At 43.7% G+C, this 19,986-nt stretch carries 12 protein-coding genes; 11 read left to right on the plus strand and 1 reads right to left on the minus strand.

Going from position 1 to position 19,986, the window contains the following annotated elements:
- The first annotated feature begins 10 nt into the window (after positions 1-10).
- From HMPREF9010_RS11105 to HMPREF9010_RS11055, 11 genes are all read left to right on the plus strand, one after another.
- Positions 11-1,930 (plus strand): RagB/SusD family nutrient uptake outer membrane protein, encoded by a 1,920-nt coding sequence (locus HMPREF9010_RS11105; protein ID WP_004322390.1) that lies wholly within the window; start codon positions 11-13, stop codon positions 1,928-1,930.
- Between the two features lie 23 nt (positions 1,931-1,953).
- Complete coding sequence (locus HMPREF9010_RS11100) at positions 1,954-3,276, plus strand: glycoside hydrolase family 76 protein (protein ID WP_008649377.1); 1,323 nt, start codon at positions 1,954-1,956, stop codon at positions 3,274-3,276.
- A 25-nt stretch (positions 3,277-3,301) separates the two neighbouring features.
- A complete protein-coding gene (locus tag HMPREF9010_RS11095; RefSeq protein WP_032852728.1) occupies positions 3,302-4,444 on the plus strand; it encodes a DUF4972 domain-containing protein in 1,143 nt (380 codons plus the stop codon).
- A 22-nt stretch (positions 4,445-4,466) separates the two neighbouring features.
- Positions 4,467-5,933, plus strand: coding sequence for a DUF4972 domain-containing protein (locus HMPREF9010_RS11090; RefSeq protein WP_032852762.1), 1,467 nt, complete (start codon positions 4,467-4,469; stop codon positions 5,931-5,933).
- A 240-nt stretch (positions 5,934-6,173) separates the two neighbouring features.
- A complete protein-coding gene (locus tag HMPREF9010_RS11085) occupies positions 6,174-7,433 on the plus strand; it encodes a glycoside hydrolase family 76 protein (RefSeq protein ID WP_008649381.1) in 1,260 nt (419 codons plus the stop codon).
- A gap of 55 nt (positions 7,434-7,488) precedes the next feature.
- Positions 7,489-9,966 carry a glutaminase domain-containing protein gene (locus tag HMPREF9010_RS11080; RefSeq protein WP_008649382.1) on the plus strand — a complete coding sequence of 826 codons (2,478 nt, stop codon included), beginning with the start codon at positions 7,489-7,491 and terminating at the stop codon, positions 9,964-9,966.
- A gap of 12 nt (positions 9,967-9,978) precedes the next feature.
- Positions 9,979-12,270 carry a GH92 family glycosyl hydrolase gene (locus HMPREF9010_RS11075; protein ID WP_008649383.1) on the plus strand — a complete coding sequence of 764 codons (2,292 nt, stop codon included), beginning with the start codon at positions 9,979-9,981 and terminating at the stop codon, positions 12,268-12,270.
- 47 nt (positions 12,271-12,317) lie between these two features.
- The gene (locus HMPREF9010_RS11070; protein ID WP_232284364.1) at positions 12,318-13,736 is read left to right on the plus strand and encodes a glycoside hydrolase family 125 protein; all 1,419 of its coding nucleotides are present in this window, start codon (positions 12,318-12,320) and stop codon (positions 13,734-13,736) included.
- Between the two features lie 143 nt (positions 13,737-13,879).
- The gene (locus tag HMPREF9010_RS11065; RefSeq protein WP_008642822.1) at positions 13,880-15,010 is read left to right on the plus strand and encodes an aldose epimerase family protein; all 1,131 of its coding nucleotides are present in this window, start codon (positions 13,880-13,882) and stop codon (positions 15,008-15,010) included.
- Between the two features lie 141 nt (positions 15,011-15,151).
- Positions 15,152-17,206 (plus strand): beta-L-arabinofuranosidase domain-containing protein, encoded by a 2,055-nt coding sequence (locus tag HMPREF9010_RS11060; RefSeq protein ID WP_008649385.1) that lies wholly within the window; start codon positions 15,152-15,154, stop codon positions 17,204-17,206.
- Positions 17,207-17,232: 26 nt separating this feature from the next.
- Positions 17,233-18,321: an acyltransferase gene (locus tag HMPREF9010_RS11055; protein ID WP_008649386.1), complete on the plus strand. Its 1,089-nt coding sequence runs from the start codon at positions 17,233-17,235 to the stop codon at positions 18,319-18,321.
- A gap of 182 nt (positions 18,322-18,503) precedes the next feature.
- Here HMPREF9010_RS11055 and HMPREF9010_RS11050 read toward each other — a convergent pair whose 3' ends face one another.
- Positions 18,504-19,847, minus strand: coding sequence for a VapE domain-containing protein (locus HMPREF9010_RS11050; RefSeq protein WP_008649388.1), 1,344 nt, complete (start codon positions 19,845-19,847; stop codon positions 18,504-18,506).
- Positions 19,848-19,986: the final 139 nt, after the last annotated feature.

Genomic DNA, 19,986 nt, shown 5'->3' on the forward strand with positions numbered 1-19,986 from the left:
CAAAAAGATAATGAAAAAATATAATTATATAATCGTAAGTTTGCTGGCGTGTCTCTTGACGACATCTTGTAATGACTATTTTGACCAGGTGCCTGATGACCGTTTATCACTCAAGGAGATTTTCACAACCAGAGATGGAGCCTTGCGGTATCTTTCGAATGTATACACATTCTTACCGGATGAATTTAACCAACGTCAGGTGCATGAAACAAGTCTGTACCGTACTCCCGGTCCTTGGACGGGCGCTAGCGATGAGGCGGAGTGGACAAATGACAAAAAGGAAAAACTGATAAATAACAACTCTATCGATGCGACTGAAGGAACAATGGTATTATATCGCTGGAAGAGTTGGTTTTCAGGTATTCATGAAGCGGCAGTATTTACAGAAAATGTAGATCAGGCACCGCTGACTGTTACAGAAAGAAATCAATGGAAAGCGGAGGCAAGAGCTTTGCGGGCGATCTATTATTTTTATTTAGTACGTACTTATGGTCCGGTTCCTTTGCTTGAAAAGGATTTTCCGATGGATACTCCGAGTGATGAGTTGCAACTCTCGCGCAATACGGTAGATGAGTGTTTTGATTTTATCGTATCAGAACTGAAAGGTGCACAAAACGATGGTTTATTGGACGATGCTTCTACCGACAAAGTGTCCGGATATGGCCGTATTGACAAGGCGATTGCACAGGCGTTTATCATTGAAGCATTGACTTATCGTGCCAGCTGGTTGTTTAACGGAGAGTGCACTTACTATTCAGGCTTGGCTAATACGGACGGAACAAAGCTGTTCCCTAACAAACCGGATGAAGCTACCAAACGTGCCAATTGGCAGAAAGTGATTGATGAATGTAACACTTTCTTCTCTAATTACGGAAGTCGTTATCATTTGATGTATACCAATAAGGACGGTGTTGCTGTTTCCGGTCCGGACTCGGAAGGATTCAGTCCGACGGAATCTTATCGCCGTGCAGTAAGAACCTTGTTTTCTGAAATGGGTAACAATAAAGAAATGATTTTCTACCGTTTGGATAATGCTGCCGGAACCATGCAGTACGACCGTATGCCGAATAGATCCGGTAATACGACCAACTATAGGGGTGGTAGCTTGTTGGGAGCAACCCAAGAAATGGTAGATGCCTATTTCATGTCAAACGGAGAATCCCCTATTTCCGGTTATAGTGCTGACGGTGTCACTCCGATTATCAACGAAAAATCCGATTATGTAGAAGAAGGAGTCTCTACAGCAGAATACAAAGGAATAGACGGTACTTTATATGCACCGGTAGGAACCAGAATGATGTATGTTAATCGTGAACCTCGTTTCTATGCAGACATAACCTTTAGTAATTCAAAATGGTTTGAAGGAACAGAAGGCGGTTATATAGTAGATTTCACTTATAGCGGAAGCTGTGGTAAGGAACAAGGTAGCAATGACTATACGAGTACAGGTTATTTAGTACGTAAATGTATGGATTCCGGTGACCGTAACCAGAATCTGGTTTGTGTGCTCTTGCGTCTGACTAATATTTATTTTGACTATATCGAAGCGCTTGCTCATGTCAGCCCGACTCATGAAGACATCTGGACGTATATGAACATGATCCGTAAGCGTGCGGGCATTCCGGGCTACGGTGAAACAGTCAATCTGCCTAAACCGACTACAACGGAAGAAGTCATGGAGCTGATTCGTAAGGAGAAACGCATTGAGTTGAGTTTTGAAAACTGCCGTTATTTTGATGTACGTCGCTGGGGATTGGTAAATGAGTATTTCAACAAGGCAATTCACGGTATGAATGTCAATTATGACGGAAATGAATTCTTCAAGCGTACGGAGATTGTGAAGCGTATTTTTGACCGTCAGTACTTCTTCCCCATACCACAGGGCGAAATTGATATTGATAAAAACTTGGTTCAGAATACAGGATTCTAAATACTGATTATAAAATAGAAATGATGATGAAACAATATATTTTCTCTGCAGTTTGTCTCATGTCCGGTGTCCTTTGTATGTCCTCTTGCAATGAGGATAAACAGGCAAAGCCATATACTCCGGATTACGAGATTGTACCGGAGTATACCAATGCGGATACCTGGACTGCCTATGAAGCATTTAATGATAACTTACTGGACCCCGATAAGAACATTTATAAAACAAGTACCGCTTATACTGCTGCTACCGACCGTAATAACGGAGCTGCCGCTATCTGGTGCCAACCGATCTATTGGGATATGGCCATGAACGCATATAAACGTGCAAAAGCGGAAGGAGATACGGAAAGAGAAAACAAATACAAGCAGTTGTGTGATGATTTGTTTGCCGGAAATAAAGCACATTATGTAAACTTTGATTTCGACGATAATAATGAGAATACCGGCTGGTTTATCTATGATGATATACAGTGGTGGACCATTACTTTGGCACGTGCTTACGAATTATTTAAAGTGGAAGAGTATCGCAGTCTGGCAGAAGCAAGTTTTGCACGTGTATGGTACGGTTCTCCCCGCGTAGGTGATACGGGTTCTTATGCAGATCCTGAAAAGAATTTGGGTGGAGGTATGTTCTGGCAATGGCAGCCTATCGGCAATCCGAATGAAAATGCTGCCGGTGATGGTAAGATGGCTTGTATTAATTTCCCGACTGTGGTAGCTGCATTGACCCTTTACAATAACGTTCCTGCCGATCGTGTGGCTGATCCGAATCCGGAAAGCTGGAGTAATAAGTACGGTGATTTTACCCGTCCGCATTATGAAACGAAGGAAGCTTATCTGGCAAAAGGAAAAGAAATCTATGAATGGGCTGTGAAGAATCTGGTAGACAGCAATACCGGAGAGGTTGCCGACAGCAAGCATGGTGAAGGTAATCCGGCATGGTCGGACCATGTATACAATCAGGCCACTTTTATCGGAGCTTCGTTATTGCTTTATAAAGCTACCGGTGAGAAAACATATTTGGACAATGCAATTTTGGGAGCTGACTATACAATGAATACCATGTCCGGAACGTATGATTTACTGCCGTTCGAGAGTGGCGTGGAACAGGGTATTTATACCGCTATCTTTGCGGAATACATGGCCATGCTGGTGAATGATTGTGGCCAGACCCAGTACGTACCGTTCTTGAAACGTAGCATTAATTACGGCTGGGCTAATCGCGACCGGACACGTAATTTGTGTGGTGGCGAATATCATAAGGCACAGATAGAAGGCGCTACTATTGACAGCTATAGTGCATCCGGAATACCGGCATTGATGTTGTTGTTTCCGGCAGATAAATAATTGTAACCCATAAAAAAGAAGAATAATGAATACGAAATATTCAAATTGGAAAATGTGGTATTATGTGTTATGCATGGTACTGACACTTCAATTGGCGGCTTGTTCTGAAGAAACGCATGACGAGTATACTGCGGCTCCTGAAATAGAAGATACCTATATCGACCAACTGGATGCATTGATTGCTGAAATGACCGATTTGCAGCAAAATTCAGACTACGGAGATAAGAAAGGACAGTACCCCACCGAAAGCCGGGCAATTCTGACAGATGCGATAGATGATGCCAATCATGCGGTACTTTTAATCAAATATCAGCAACCCTCTCCGTCGGAAAGTGAGAAACAACGCTATGTGGCAGAAGCCAAGGCGTCTATAGAACAGTTCAAGAGTACGATCCGTACAGAAGACGCTGAAACAACACCGGCTGAACTGTTTGTGGACGGACGTGGTGATGGTGGTTCTTATATCGATTTCGGACGTAGCGAAGAATATGTCAATTTCGGAACCGAAGGAAACCAAGCCTTTACTGTTGAGTTTTGGGTGAAAGTAACCAAAGGTGGTGGAAAAGACCAGAATGTGTTCCTGTCAACTTATATGGGCGGTGATGGATGGCGTAACGGCTGGATGATGTACTGGCGTAATGCAGACGGTGGTATTTATCGTGCAACTTGGGGCGAAACAGGAGGAAATATCTGTGAACCGTCACTAAAGGCACCGGAAGATGGAGAATGGCAACATTTCTTGTTTGTGTACAGTGATAAAGGCTTGCCGGGCAGTCCGGAGCTTCGTGCGAAATTGTATGTGAACGGAGAAGTGAAAACAACCGAGGGAAGCGTGGGTAGCAGATTCTATAATTCAAGCAACTATGCCAACTATAATGCCCCGATGACCGCTTTCGGACGTTATATGCGTACCAGTGATAATCTGTTTGAAGAAGGCTTTGCCGGTTATATGAAGAAAATCCGCATCTGGAAGAGCGCAAAGGATAACGAATATGTTCAGAATTCTTATAATGGAACGGCAGAAGTGACGGGTAAAGAAGCAGATTTGGCGGCAGCATGGGATTTCATGACCAAACCTTCCGGTTCGGGTAATGAAGTAATAGATTTGACAGGCCGTCATACTGCTAAGATTATCGGTACTTACGAGTGGCAACGTATTGTTGAATAATAATGTAAAAACGATGAAAAACATGAAATGTTTAACTAATAAATGGAGAGAGGGAGCAATGCTCCTCTCTTTCCTCCTGATTTCTAGTCTGGCAGGGATATTTACCGCTTGTGACGATATTGAAGACGAGTACATAACAGATACACAATTAAGTATCTTACAGGAAAGCCGTACGTCATTGAACTATTTATTGAAAAATTCAACCTATGGAACTGCTCCCGGAACATATCCTGAAACTGGAAAGGATATATTAAATGCTGCTATTGCCGAGTTGGATGCACTGATAACACGGGTAGAAGCTGGCGAAGAACTGGATGAAACAACTTTGGAAGCTGCTGTAGCAAAGGTAAATCAAGCGATTGACGAGTTTAAAAATTCAAAATATTATAATCTGTCTCCGGAAGCACAGCAATATATCAATAATTTACTGGCTAAGGCGGATGAAATACTTGCAATCGTTAATGATGAAACGAAGTGGGGAAATCATCAGGGACAATATCCGGTAGAAAATAAGTCGGTTTTGGAGAGTGCAGCTAAAGACTTGGAAAGTCTGGCTGAAAGAATCAAATCCGGTTCCATCACAGATATGACGCAGGAGATTTATGATGAGGCTATTGCTGCTGCCGATAAGAAAGTAGAAGAAGTCGAAGATTCTGCATGGCCGGATAACAGTCAGATTACCTGGAATCTGTTTGTAGACGGAAATGCCGGTTCTTATATAGACTTTGGTTATAGCGAGGATTATGTGAAGTTTGGAGAGGATGACAATCAGGCATTTACGATTGAACTTTGGGTGAATATTAAAGAATATTGCAATAGACAGGGAGAAGACAACTGTACTTTCCTTTCTACCATGACCAACGATCCTTATTGGAGCGGATGGCGCGCACAGGATCGTACGAAGGGATTGTTGAGAACAATGGTTGCTCACTGGCAAGATAATAATCATACAAATCCACAAGAATGGGAACCGGGATGGAAAAAGTCGGACAACTGGACCAAAGATCGTTGGACGCATTATGCATTCCTCTTCAGGGATAAGGGACTGCCGGGATTTGATACTCCGACAGATGTGAAGTGTTATTCCATGATTGACGGTACGAGGCAAGGAGATCCTATTCGTGTGGGTGAGTCTTGGAGAACGTATATCAATGAACAATCCATAGCCAATCAGATTCGCATGACGGGATTCTGTATGATGGACAAAAATGGAAATCGTAACGAATGGTTCTCCGGTTACATAAAGAAGATACGTATCTGGAAAACAAACCGGACAGAAAATCAGGTATATGCTTCTTATATGGGGAATGAAGAAGGTGTAAGTGCCGATAATCCGAATTTGGTAGAAGCCTGGGATTTTGAAGTGAAAGGTGATCAGCCTACTCAAAGTGCTACCAGCACAATAACAGGTTTGAAAGGCCATACGGCAACATTGGTTGGTGATAACTGGCAATGGATTGAATCCACAGATATTACAGATAACAAATAATTGTTTACCGGAATGAGTTTTCAATAGGTAGATTAAATATTCCCCTTATCTCTGTCATAAGGACAGAGTGAGGGGGAATTATTCTCCAATAACCCTTTATTAATCCTTTATTTTTATTGTAGAAAAGTGTTTTGGTCTGTATTTGTTCTTTATTGAATAAATATTATCGTTTTTTTTCAGCTATTTCTGCAATCTTTGTAACAGGAAAAATACTATAAACTTATAAACTTATAAACTATCATGAAAGGCAAAATTCTTTTAGCTCTGACACTACTATTGGGAGCATCAACTACTATATGGGCAGTCGGCAATTCAGGAAAAGCAAACCAGAAGAAGCACGCATATACGAACGAAGATGTATGGGCAGCTTATGAAGGATTTAACAATACACTACTAGACTCCAATAAATATATTTACAAGACAAATTCTGCCTATCCAAGTGCTGTTGACCGTGGCAATGGAGCAGCGGCTATCTGGTGTCAGCCTATTTATTGGGATATGGCAATGAATGCCTATAAACTGGCAAAGGCACAGAAAGACAGAAAGAAGACAAGTTATTATAAAACACTCTGCGAGAAAATATTCGCAGGGAACAAAGCGCAATATTGTCAGTTTGATTTTGATGATAACAACGAAAATACCGGTTGGTTCATCTACGATGACATCATGTGGTGGACTATCAGCTTGGCACGCGGCTACGAACTTTTTGGAGTGGATGAATATCTGAAACTCTCGGAAGCCAGTTTCAAACGGGTATGGTATGGCTCGGAAAAAGTCGGTGATACCGGTTCGTATGACAAAGAAAACGGAGGTATGTTCTGGCAATGGCAACCCATTCAAAATCCGAAACCGAATAAATTCGGTGATGGAAAGATGGCATGTATCAACTTTCCGACAGTTGTTGCAGCATTAACCCTCTATAATAACGTGCCTGAAAATAGAAAAGAATCGACCGACAAACGGCCGGATTATCAGACGAAAGCTCAATATCTTGCCAAAGGTAAAGAAATCTATGAATGGGGAGTGGAAAATCTCTTGGATAAAGCAACAGGAAAGATTGCCGATAGCCGTCATGGAAATGGTAATCCTGACTGGAAAGCACATGTCTATAATCAGGCAACCTTTATCGGAGCGTCCATACTGCTTTATAAGGCGACCGGAGAGAAACGTTATCTGGACAATGCTATTCTGGCAGCAGACTATACAGTGAAAGATATGTCTGCAGAACATAAAGTGCTACCTTTCGAAGGTGGTATTGAACAGGGTATCTATACTGCCATCTTTGCGGAATATATGGCATGGTTGGTGTATGATTGCGGACAAACCCAATATCTCCCGTTCCTGAAACGTACCATCAAAACAGGTTGGGCAAACAGAGATAAGACACGGAACGTATGTGGAGGCGAATACTATAAAAAGTTGCCGGAAGGTGCGGAAATCGACAGTTATTCTGCTTCCGGTATACCGGCATTGATGCTTTTGTTTCCGGCTAAAAAATAAATAGAAAACGACGGAATTTGCGTAAAATAGATTAAATAAACAGGTGATTTAAATTATGAAACAACAACTGATGATGCTGTTACTGGGAACAGCTTCTGTATTTTGTAGCTGTGAGACCCAGGTAGAACAGCACGAGAAGAATGAATTACGTGCTCCGGCATATCCGCTGGTGACAATTGATCCTTATACTAGTGCATGGTCTACTACGGACAATCTATACGACAGTCCTGTAAAACATTGGACAGGCAAGGATTTTTCTTTACTTGGTGTTGCAAAAGTAGACGGACAAACCTACCGTTTCATGGGAACGGAAGAACTGGAACTACGTCCTTTGGTGAAAACATCCGAACAAGGTAGCTGGACGGGAAAGTATACCACTCAACAGCCTGCTGACGGATGGCAGAATGCTGGATTTAATGATAAAGCATGGAAAGAAGGCGAAGCTGCCTTCGGAACCATGGAGAATGAACATACAGCAAAGACTCAATGGGGTGAAGAATTTATCTGGGTACGCCGGGTAGCTGATATTCAGGAAGACTTGACAGGAAAGAATGTATATCTTGAATTCTCTCATGACGATGATGCTATTATCTATATCAACGGCATCAAAGTGGTAGATACAGGTAATGCTTGTAAAAAGAACGAGAGAGTGAAACTGCCCGAAGAAGTGGTAGCTTCTTTGAAACCGGGTGAGAATCTGATTGCCGGCTATTGCCGTAACCGTGTAGGAAACGGATTACTGGATTTCGGATTGTTGGTAGAACTGGACGGTTACCGTTCTTTCCATCAAACAGCACAACAAACATCTGCAGACGTGCAGCCTATGCAGACTTATTATACATTTACTTGTGGTCCGGTAGATCTGAAACTGACATTTACCGCTCCTATGTTCATGGATAATCTGGACTTGTTGTCACGTCCTGTCAACTATATCTCTTATGAAGTAGCCTCCAATGATGGAAAGAAACATCAGGTTGAACTGTATTTCGAAGCATCTCCGCAATGGGCAATCGACCAACCTCACCAGGAATCTGTTGCCGACAGCTTTACTGACGGCGATTTGTTATTCCTTCGTACCGGAAGCCGCAATCAGGATATTCTGAAGAAAAAGGGTGATGATGTTCGTATTGACTGGGGACATTTCTATCTGGCAGCTGAAAAGGAAAACAGTACCTATGCAATCGGTGACGGCAGAGAGCTGCGCAAGAACTTCGTAGCCAATAAACTGGAAGCTCCTACCACAAACGGTTATGATAAACTGGCTTTGGTACGTTCATTGGGCGAAACACAAAAAGCTGATGGCCATCTGCTGATCGGATATGATGATATTTATTCTATCCAATACTTTGGTGATAACCTGCGTCCTTACTGGAATCGTGAGGGCAATGAAACGATTGTTTCCCAATTCCAGAAAGCGGAGAAAGAATACAAGACACAAATGAAGAACAGTGCTGCTTTCGACAAGAAACTGATGGAAGAAGCTACTGCTGCCGGTGGACGTAAATATGCCGAACTTTGTGCATTGGCTTATCGTCAGGCATTGGCTGCACATAAACTGGTACAGGCTCCGAATGGCGACTTGGTATTCCTTTCTAAGGAGAACTTCAGTAATGGTTCCATCGGAACAGTCGACCTGACTTATCCGGGAGCTCCGTTGCTCTTATACTACAATCCGGAGTTGGTGAAGGCTACCATGAACCATATCTTCTATTATAGCGAAAGCGGAAAATGGGCGAAACCATTTGCTGCACATGATGTCGGTACTTATCCATTGGCTAACGGCCAGACTTATGGCGGTGATATGCCGGTAGAAGAATCGGGTAATATGGTAGTATTGGCTGCTGCCATTGCAAAGGTAGAAGGTAATGCAGATTACGCACAAAAACATTGGGAAACTCTGACTACATGGACAGACTATCTGGTAGAGTACGGACTTGATCCGGCCAACCAACTTTGTACCGATGACTTTGCAGGACACTTTGCACACAATGCCAACCTTTCTATCAAAGCGATCATGGGTGTTGCTTCTTATGGTTATCTGGCAGATATGCTGGGCAAGAAAGACGTGGCTGAAAAGTACACACAGAAAGCGAAAGAAATGGCTGCCGAATGGGTGAAAATGGCGGATGATGGTGACCACTATCGTCTCACATTTGACAAACCGGGAACATGGAGCCAGAAGTATAACTTGGTGTGGGATAAACTGTTGGATCTGCAAATCTTCCCTAAAAATGTTGCAGAAACGGAAATAGCTTACTATCTTTCGAAGCAAAATAAATATGGTCTTCCGTTGGATAACCGTGAAACATACACAAAGACCGACTGGATCATGTGGACAGCTACATTGGCAAATGACAAAGCTACCTTTGAGAAATTTATCGAACCCGTATATCTGTTTATGAACGTTACACCTAACCGTGTTCCGATGTCCGACTGGGTATTTACAGACGAACCGAATCAAAGAGGCTTCCAGGCACGTTCCGTTGTAGGTGGATATTATATCAAAATGCTTGAAGGAAAACTGATTAAATAAAACAAAAATACCATGAAGAAACTAGCTCTATTCGCTTTTACGTTACTTAGTGCATGGGCTATGACTGCAAAAACAATTACCGGACCGGTGGACTATGTTAGTCCGCTGGTTGGTACGCAGTCAAAGCACGCATTATCTACCGGAAATACTTACCCTGCCATTGCGCTGCCCTGGGGAATGAACTTTTGGGTTCCGCAGACTGGTAAAATGGGCGATGGATGGGCCTATACGTATGACGCTGACAAGATCAGAGGATTCAAACAAACCCATCAGCCAAGTCCCTGGATCAATGATTACGGTCAATTTGCCATCATGCCGGTAACCGGTAAGGCAGTATTTAATCAGGATGAGCGTGCCAGTTGGTTCTCTCATAAAGCTGAAACGGCTACTCCTTATTATTATAAAGTATATCTTGCCGATCATGATGTAGTGACCGAAATTGCTCCGACAGAGAGAGCAGCTGCTTTCCGTTTCACTTTCCCCGAAAACGACCACTCTTATGTAGTGGTAGACGCCTTTGATAAAGGTTCGTTTGTGAAAGTAATCCCTTCGGAGAACAAGATTATCGGTTATACCACTAAAAACAGCGGTGGTGTTCCTGCTAACTTTAAAAACTACTTTGTACTGGTATTCGACAAACCGTTCACTTATACAGCTGCCGTAGCTAGCGGTGTGATTGATGCCAATAAACTGGAAGCGACAGACAATCATGCCGGTGCACTGATCGGTTTCAAAACCCGCAAGGGCGAACAGGTAAATGTGCGTGTAGCTTCCTCTTTTATCAGCCCTGAACAGGCGGAACTGAACCTGAAAGAGCTGGGTACGGACAATGTTGAACAGATTGCAGCGAAAGGCCGCAAGATATGGAACGATGTACTGGGACGTATCGAAGTGAAAGACGATGATATCGACCATTTGCGTACATTCTACTCCTGCCTGTATCGTTCGGTATTGTTCCCCAGAAGTTTCTATGAGATAGATGCCAAAGGAGACGTGATGCACTACAGTCCTTATAATGGCGAAGTGCTTCCGGGCTATATGTTTACCGATACCGGTTTCTGGGATACGTTCCGTTGTCTTTTCCCATTCCTTAACCTGATGTATCCATCCATGAATACGAAGATGCAGGAAGGATTGGTGAACACTTATAAAGAAAGCGGATTCCTGCCGGAATGGGCAAGTCCGGGACACAGAGGTTGTATGGTTGGAAACAACTCTGCTTCTGTAGTTGCCGATGCTTACCTGAAAGGATTGAAAGGATACGATATCGAGACATTGTGGGAAGCCGTGAAACATGGAGCGAACGCAGTGCATCCGAATGTTCGTTCTACCGGACGATTAGGACATGAGTATTATAATAAATTGGGATATGTGCCTTATAATGTAGGTATTAACGAGAATGCAGCCCGTACACTGGAATATGCATACGATGACTGGTGTATCTATCAATTGGGCAAAGCCTTGAAGAAACCGAAAAAAGAGATTGAAATCTTTGCAAAGCGTGCAATGAATTATAAGAATCTCTATGACCCTAAACATAAGTTGATGCGTGGCAAGAATGAAGACGGTACGTTCCAGTCTCCGTTCAATCCGTTGAAGTGGGGGGATGCCTTTACGGAAGGTAATAGTTGGCATTATACCTGGTCGGTATTCCATGATCCTCAAGGTCTGATTGACCTGATGGGAGGTAAAGACGGATTCAACCAGATGATGGATTCTGTATTTATCCTGCCTCCGATTTTCGATGAAAGTTATTATGGAGCCGTTATTCATGAAATCCGTGAAATGCAGATTATGAACATGGGCAACTATGCACATGGCAACCAACCGATTCAGCACATGCTCTATATGTACAACTATTCCGGCCAACCCTGGAAAGCGCAACATTGGATTCGTGAAGTGATGGACAAGCTCTATACTCCAGCTCCCGACGGTTATTGCGGTGATGAGGACAACGGTCAGACTTCTGCCTGGTATGTATTCTCGGCAATGGGATTCTATCCGGTATGTCCGGGTACGGATGAATATGTCTTGGGTACTCCTTACTTCAAGGAGATGAAGCTGCATCTGGAAAACGGAAAGACGGTGACTATCTCCGCTCCGAATAACGGAGACGATAAACGTTACATTTCGTCGATGAAATTGAACGGTAAAGAATATACCAAAAACTACCTGACTCATCAGGACCTGCTGAATGGTGCCACCATTTCTTTCAAAATGGACGCAAAACCTAATCAGCAACGTGGTACCAAAGAGGCCGATTTCCCTTATTCTTTCTCTAACGAATTTAAAAAGAAGAAGTAATCATGAAGAAACATATCAAATATATCAGCGCAGGTATGCTGGCAGGTATGCTTCTCTGTGGCGGGGAGCTACAAGCCTCCAACCGTATGACGGAAATGCATGTATGTCTGGCGGATGCTATTCAGAAAGATAACCGCCCGGAAATATCCAATCGTTTGTTCTGTTCCAATGCGGTAGAGAAGGAGATTCTCCGTGTACAGAAACTTTTGAAGAATGCGAAGTTGGCATGGATGTTTACCAACTGTTTCCCGAATACACTGGATACAACCGTACATTTCCGTAAAGGAAGCGATGGCAAACCGGATACGTTCGTATATACGGGCGATATTCACGCCATGTGGCTACGCGACTCCGGTGCACAGGTCTGGCCTTATGTGCAATTAGCTAATGCGGATCCTGAACTGAAAGAAATGCTGGCAGGTGTTATTCTCCGCCAGTTCAAATGTATCAATATCGATCCGTATGCAAATGCGTTTAATGACGGCGCTATTCCTGACGGTCATTGGATGAGTGACCTTACCGATATGAAGCCGGAACTCCACGAACGTAAATGGGAAATTGACTCCTTGTGTTATCCGTTGCGCTTGGCTTATCATTACTGGAAGACTACCGGAGATGCAAGTATATTCAACGAAGAATGGATTCAGGCAATCACTAATGTACTGAAAACATTCAAAGAACAGCAACGTAAAGATGGAGTAGGCCCTTATAAATTCCAACGTAAGACGGAACGTGCACTAGATACTGTGAGCAATGACGGTCTGGGAGCACCGGTGAAACCTGTCGGTTTGATTGTTTCCAGTTTCCGTCCTTCGGACGATGCTACTACGCTTCAATTCCTGGTTCCTTCCAATTTCTTTGCCGTATCTTCTTTGCGTAAGGCAGCCGAGATTTTGGAGAAGGTAAACAAGAAGACAGCTTTGTCTAAAGAATGTAAGGACTTGGCGCAGGAGGTGGAAACAGCTTTAAAGAAATATGCGGTGTATAATCATCCTAAATATGGTAAAATCTATGCATTCGAGGTAGATGGTTTTGGAAATCATCATCTGATGGATGATGCCAATGTGCCGAGTTTGCTTGCGATGCCTTATCTGGGTGATGTGAATGTAAACGATCCGATTTATCAGAATACCCGCCGTTTTGTGTGGAGTGAGGACAATCCTTATTTCTTTAAAGGCAAGGCAGGCGAAGGGATCGGCGGACCGCATATCGGTTACGATATGGTGTGGCCGATGAGTATTATGATGAAAGCCTTCACAAGTCAGAATGATGCCGAAATCAAGACCTGTATCAAGATGTTGATGGACACGGATGCCGGTACCGGTTTTATGCACGAATCTTTCCATAAGGACAATCCGAAGAAATTTACCCGTGCATGGTTTGCCTGGCAGAATACTCTTTTCGGTGAGTTGATTTTGAAGCTGGTTAATGAAGGAAAGGTAGATTTATTGAATAGTATACAGTGATATGCTGACATAGTAAATTGAACGCGGATAACGCGGATGATGCGGCTCTTTTTCTGATGCAAAATTAGAAAAAACGCGTTATCCGCGTCGTCTGCATCTAAATATGAATAGCTGAAAACTAATATTTAAAAACCAATTGTATCATGAAAAAGTTATGTGTATGGGCAGTTGCCGCCCTTTTAATGGCAGCTTGTACTCCGAAAGCTGAAAAGGCTACAGATTCCGGTTTACTGCAGAGTAAATTCCAGACAGAAGTAGATGGAAAGAAGACTGATTTGTTCACTCTGCGTAACAAGAACAACATGGAAGTTTGTATTACGAACTTCGGTGGACGTATTGTTTCAGTGATGGTTCCCGACAAAGACGGACAGATGCGTGACGTTGTTCTCGGTTTCGATTCTATTCAGGACTATATCAGCAAGCCTTCGGATTTCGGTGCGACTATCGGACGTTATGCCAATCGTATCAATCAGGGACAGTTCACCTTGGATGGTGTAGAATATCAGCTTCCCCGCAATAACTACGGTCATTGTCTGCACGGCGGACCGCAAGGATTCCAATACCGGGTGTTTGATGCAGAATTGTTGAATCCGCAGGAATTGCAGTTGACTTATCGTGCAGAAGACGGTGAAGAAGGTTTTCCGGGAAACATCACTTGTAAGGTAGTGATGAAACTGACGGACGATAATGCCATCGATATTCAATACGAAGCGGAAACAGACAAACCGACGATTGTAAATATGACCAACCACTCTTATTTTAATCTTGAAGGCGATGCCGGCAACAACTCCGGTCATTTGTTGATGGTGGATGCGGACTATTATACTCCGGTGGACAGTACCTTCATGACAACTGGCGAGATCGTTCCGGTAGAAGGAACTCCGATGGATTTCCGCACCCCGACTCCGGTAGGCGAACGTATCAACGACTATGATTTCGTACAGCTGAAAAATGGCAATGGTTACGATCACAACTGGGTATTGAACACGAAAGGCGACGTAACCCGTAAATGCGCTTCTTTGAAATCACCGAAGACTGGTATCGTACTCGACGTTTATACTAATGAACCGGGTATTCAGGTATATGCAGGTAATTTCCTCGATGGTTCACTGACAGGAAAGAAAGGCATTACTTACAACCAACGTGCTTCCGTATGTCTCGAAACACAGAAATATCCGGATACTCCGAACAAAGCGGAATGGCCGTCGGCTGTACTTCGCCCGGGCGAAAAGTATACAAGCCAATGTATCTTCAAATTCTCTGTTGATAAATAGGTTATAAAGGCAGTTCATGCCATTGAAGAACGGGTTGTCTGATTAGAGATTATCCGTTCTTTATTTTAATGTAATTTGTTAGTGCTCAATTGGGTTCATAGGGAAATTAGGATGATTTCCGGAAGTAGTAGAATAGACGAAATGAAGAAAAATAAAACGAAAGGACTTTTTGCATCGATAGTGCTTGGAGTGGCGGTTACAGCTTGTGCGCCTGCTTCCTCTAGTGGTACGGTGACGGTAGTGGACCGACCGGACATACAGTCCGTCAATACCAATTATATCGGGTATCGCGCTCCGCTTCGACCGTTGAATTTTATAAAGTTGCCGGTAGGTAGTATTCAGCCTGAAGGCTGGGTGAAGAAGTATCTGGAGTTGCAACGTGACGGTCTGACCGGACACTTGGGAGAAATCAGCGCTTGGCTGGAAAAGGATAATAATGCCTGGTTGACAACCGGTGGCGATCACGGCTGGGAGGAAGTCCCTTACTGGCTCAAAGGGTATGGCAATCTAGCATATATCCTGAATGACCCGAAGATGATTGAAGAAACCAAATATTGGATTGAAGGTGTATTTGCCAGTCGCCAGCCGGATGGCTATTTCGGTCCGGTCAATGAACGTAACGGCAAACGCGAACTTTGGGCACAGATGATTATGCTCTGGTGTCTGCAATCTTATTATGAATATTCTCAAGATCAGCGTGTCATTGACCTGATGACGAATTACTTCAAGTGGCAGATGACTGTTCCCGATGACCAACTTCTGGAAGATTATTGGGAGAAAAGCCGTGGCGGTGATAACATCATCAGTATCTACTGGCTTTACAACCATACTGGGGATGCTTTCCTACTCGAATTAGCCGAGAAGATTCACCGTAACACAGCCGACTGGACGAAATCCACCTCCTTACCTAACTGGCACAATGTAAATATCGCCCAATGTTCCCGTGAACCTGCCACTTATTATATGCAGACCGGAGATTCAGCGATGCTGAAAGCCTCTTATAATGTCCATCATCTGATACGGCGTACTTTTGGTCAGGTTCCCGGAGGTATGTTCGGTGCGGACGAAAATGCCCGTTTAGGATATATCGATCCCCGACAGGGAGTGGAAACCTGCGGCTTGGTAGAACAAATGGCTTCTGATGAAATCATGCTTTGCATGACAGGAGATCCCATGTGGGCGGAACACTGTGAAGAAGTAGCGTTCAACTCTTATCCGGCTGCCGTGATGCCGGACTTCAAGGCATTGCGTTATATCACTTGTCCGAACCATGCTGTCAGTGATTCGAAGAATCATCATCCGGGCATTGACAATCGTGGCCCGTTCCTTTCGATGAATCCTTTCAGCAGTCGTTGCTGCCAACATAATCATGCACAGGGCTGGCCTTACTTCACCGAACATCTGGTACTGGCAACTCCCGACAACGGAGTGGCAACAGCTATTTATGCAGCTTGCAAAGCTACAGTGAAAGTGGGTGACGGCAAGGAAATCACTCTTCACGAAGAGACAAATTATCCTTTTGAAGAAGCTATTGCCTTCACTGTTTCTACCGATGAAAAGGTCGCTTTTCCATTTTATCTTCGTATTCCTTCATGGACTCAAAAGGCGGAAGTGCGGGTGAATGGCAAGAAGGTAAGTGCAGCTCCTGTAGCGGGAAAATATCTTTGCATCAATCGCGAGTGGGCGAATGGTGACCGTGTGGAATTGACTCTTCCGATGTCTTTGTCTATGCGTACCTGGCAGGTTAATAAAAACAGCGTAAGCGTAGATTACGGACCTTTGACTTTGTCTCTTAAGATTGCAGAGAAATATGTAGAGAAAGACAGTCGCGAGACTGCTATCGGTGATTCAAAATGGCAGAAAGGTGCTGATCCCCAGAAATGGCCTACTACTGAAATCTATCCGGATAGCCCCTGGAATTATTCATTGGTATTGGATAAGAAAGAACCTTTGAAGAATTTCAAGGTCATCCGTAAATCCTGGCCGGCTGACAACTATCCTTTCACAGTAGCCAGTGTACCTTTAGAAGTAAAAGCTATCGGTCGTCCGGTACCTGAATGGAAGATAGACGAAACAGGACTGTGTGGCGTATTGCCGGAAGAAGATGCGGTGAAAGGTGATAAAGAAGAAATAACATTGATCCCTATGGGTGCGGCACGGTTGAGAATCTCTGCGTTCCCGAATACAAAAGAATAAATTAATAACTAGAAAACTTAGAATAAATGAAACGTATTGTTTTTTTAGATTACATCCGTGTGTTTGCATGCTTTCTCGTCATCCTTGTTCATGCCAGTGAGAATTTCTACGGTGCTCCCGGATCCACCGATATGGCAGGACCGCAGTCTTTTCTAGCGAATGAAGCAGACCGGCTATGGGTATCAGTATACGATGGCTTTTCACGTATGGCGGTACCCCTGTTCATGATAGTCTCTGCCTTCCTGCTTGCACCGATGAAGGAAGAGCAGTCTATGTGGCAATTCTATCGCCAGCGCTGTCTTCGCATCCTTCCACCGTTTTTCATATTCATGCTACTGTACAGCACTCTACCTATGTTGTGGGGACAGATAGACGGAGAAACATCTATGAAGGACTTGTCGCGGATATTCCTGAATTTTCCGACGCTAGCCGGACACTTGTGGTTTATGTATCCTCTGATAAGCCTTTATTTGTTTATCCCAATTATATCCCCATGGTTGAGAAAAGCCACGGCTAAAGAAGAGCGTTTCTTTATAGGGCTGTTCGTGTTGTCAACCTGTATGCCTTATCTCAATCGTTGGTGCGGTGAAGTGTGGGGACAATGTTTCTGGAATGAATACCACATGTTGTGGTACTTCTCCGGTTATCTGGGCTATCTTGTTCTAGCGCATTACATTCGTGTACACCTTACGTGGAACCGTTCCAAACGTTTCATTATAGGAATTATTTTAATGGTGATCGGTGCTGTATGGACTATTTATTCATTCTATGTGCAGGCTATACCCGGCGAACTCCATTCCACACCTGTAATAGAAATAGGATGGGCTTTCTGTACGATTAACTGTGTGCTTCTCACAACGGGTACATTCCTTATGTTTACATGTATCAAACGTCCGCAAGCTCCCAAGTTGGTGACGGAAACATCGAAACTTAGCTATGGTATGTATCTTATGCACATATTCTGGCTCGGACTGTGGGTGACTGTGTTCAAAGATACATTGGCGCTTCCCACTGTTGCCGCTATACCATGTATCGCAGTGGTTACGTTTATCTGTTGTTTTGTAACAACTAAGATAATCTCGTTTATACCGGGCAGTAAATGGATAGTAGGATAAATATCCGGAAACAATAAGATTTTGAATAGATAATCAAGTTTTTCCTGATTTTCTATTCAAAATCTTATTGTTTATAGCTTATTTCCCTCTTAATATCCTCTTTCTCTTTTCACCTCTTTCACCCCTTTGTAAACAGTTTTTCCCCAGCTTCTTACGGGTGAACCCTCCCTCTGTTTGGAGCTTTATGCCGCTTTCATCGGTTTCACCAAATACACGTTCCCATATTTGGTATGTTTGCGGGTGACCCCTGCCGCAAGCAAAACTTGCGCGAACGTAGCCGGATTACTTCCACGCATGGCAGCGGGGTTATACATCTTCAGTCTCCTGAATATGTCCGAAGCCGAGAGCCGTTCGCTTCCCTCTTCATCATCTTTAGCTATCCGGAAGCAGGCATGAAAGACTTCCTCTGCCGGACACGGATGATAAAAAGCAGCATTGTGGCGTTGCAGTTCCCGTTCCTCTTCTTTTGTGAACCAATAGTGGATGCCGGAGAGCAGTTCAGCTTTCAGTTGGGCATAGATCTGATCGTGCATGATACCTTCGCAGTCGATCAGATGTTCTGCTTCAATGCAGATGAATCGCCGGCTACCGGTGGGATCGGTGAGCAAGTCAAAACGGTTGCTTGTACCGATGAAAGAAGCGATGCGCGGCAAGTTGCGGAAATTCTTTTGATAAGCTTTGCAGATATTCAGGTTTGCCATTTGCATCAGATTTTTCAATAATGGCATTTGCTGCGTTCCGTACTTGTCAAATTCATCCATGTTCAGAAGTCCCATTTCGGCAAGTAACCTTTCGGGTTTTCCTTGTGCAGACAGTTTCAGGTTGTCCATGTAATAACGTGACAATGCCGGCGGCATCAGTGCCTTGCAAAATGTGGATTTTTGTCGTCCCTGCTCGCTGCTGACAAGTATGGGGGCTACACTGTTGGCATGTATTCCCGTCATGCCCATCCATTGGGCGGTGAGTCCCAGCATCCAGGTATGGAAACTTTTTATCCAGAGCTGATGGTCAGAGACACGCCGTGCCAAAGCCTCCAGTCTGTCTGTCCCATCCCAGCCGGGCAGTTCTTCCATGTAAAGCCGGAAAGGATGGTATTCGGGAATACAAGTGGAATAAATGTAACGGCTCAAGTCTTTATCCCAGCAGGATATGCCCTGGTCGTGTGCTTCCATGCAGAAAGTGTTCAGTTCCCGCTTACTTACAGGTTCGAAAGGAACGGCACGCTTGTTGGCAGGACGATATTCCGTTTCTTCCGTCAATAGGTTGTAACGAAAATCATACTGTTTTTGCAGGAATGTACGTACCTCTTGGGTTAATCGGACCGGTTGTTTTCGTTCTGTCTCTTTCTCCCTTCCAGTAGGCGGTGCAGTGTCCGGCAGGGGAATGGTATATTTAGCTTCATGACATTTTAGCGTTTTCTGTGGCTCTTTGTCTGTTTTCTCAACTGCATCTTCTTTGTTCTCCTTCATTTGAAACAATTTTAGTTCCTTCAATACCTGTTTCCATATCAATGTTATTGCATTCATCATTTTTTCTATTTTTAAGTGATTAAAATCGGTTTATTGTTCAGCGCTGATACTGCGAAGGTACTATAGGATGATACCGGTTTGCAAGTATTTCTCCGGAAAAAATATTAATTTCTACGTATCTGAAGAAGTCGGCTTC

It is taken from the genome of Bacteroides sp. 3_1_23 (genome assembly GCF_000162555.1).
Taxonomy (GTDB): Bacteria; Bacteroidota; Bacteroidia; order Bacteroidales; family Bacteroidaceae; genus Bacteroides; species Bacteroides ovatus.

Coding starts and splice junctions, on each gene's coding strand:
- HMPREF9010_RS11095 (WP_032852728.1), top strand. CDS start 3,302: ATGAATACGAAATATTCAAATTGGAAAATGTGGTATTATGTGTTATGC.
- HMPREF9010_RS11060 (WP_008649385.1), top strand. CDS start 15,152: ATGAAGAAAAATAAAACGAAAGGACTTTTTGCATCGATAGTGCTTGGA.
- HMPREF9010_RS11065 (WP_008642822.1), top strand. CDS start 13,880: ATGAAAAAGTTATGTGTATGGGCAGTTGCCGCCCTTTTAATGGCAGCT.
- HMPREF9010_RS11100 (WP_008649377.1), top strand. CDS start 1,954: ATGATGAAACAATATATTTTCTCTGCAGTTTGTCTCATGTCCGGTGTC.
- HMPREF9010_RS11105 (WP_004322390.1), top strand. CDS start 11: ATGAAAAAATATAATTATATAATCGTAAGTTTGCTGGCGTGTCTCTTG.
- HMPREF9010_RS11085 (WP_008649381.1), top strand. CDS start 6,174: ATGAAAGGCAAAATTCTTTTAGCTCTGACACTACTATTGGGAGCATCA.
- HMPREF9010_RS11090 (WP_032852762.1), top strand. CDS start 4,467: ATGAAATGTTTAACTAATAAATGGAGAGAGGGAGCAATGCTCCTCTCT.
- HMPREF9010_RS11055 (WP_008649386.1), top strand. CDS start 17,233: ATGAAACGTATTGTTTTTTTAGATTACATCCGTGTGTTTGCATGCTTT.
- HMPREF9010_RS11070 (WP_232284364.1), top strand. CDS start 12,318: ATGCTTCTCTGTGGCGGGGAGCTACAAGCCTCCAACCGTATGACGGAA.
- HMPREF9010_RS11050 (WP_008649388.1), bottom strand. CDS start 19,847: ATGAATGCAATAACATTGATATGGAAACAGGTATTGAAGGAACTAAAA.
- HMPREF9010_RS11075 (WP_008649383.1), top strand. CDS start 9,979: ATGAAGAAACTAGCTCTATTCGCTTTTACGTTACTTAGTGCATGGGCT.
- HMPREF9010_RS11080 (WP_008649382.1), top strand. CDS start 7,489: ATGAAACAACAACTGATGATGCTGTTACTGGGAACAGCTTCTGTATTT.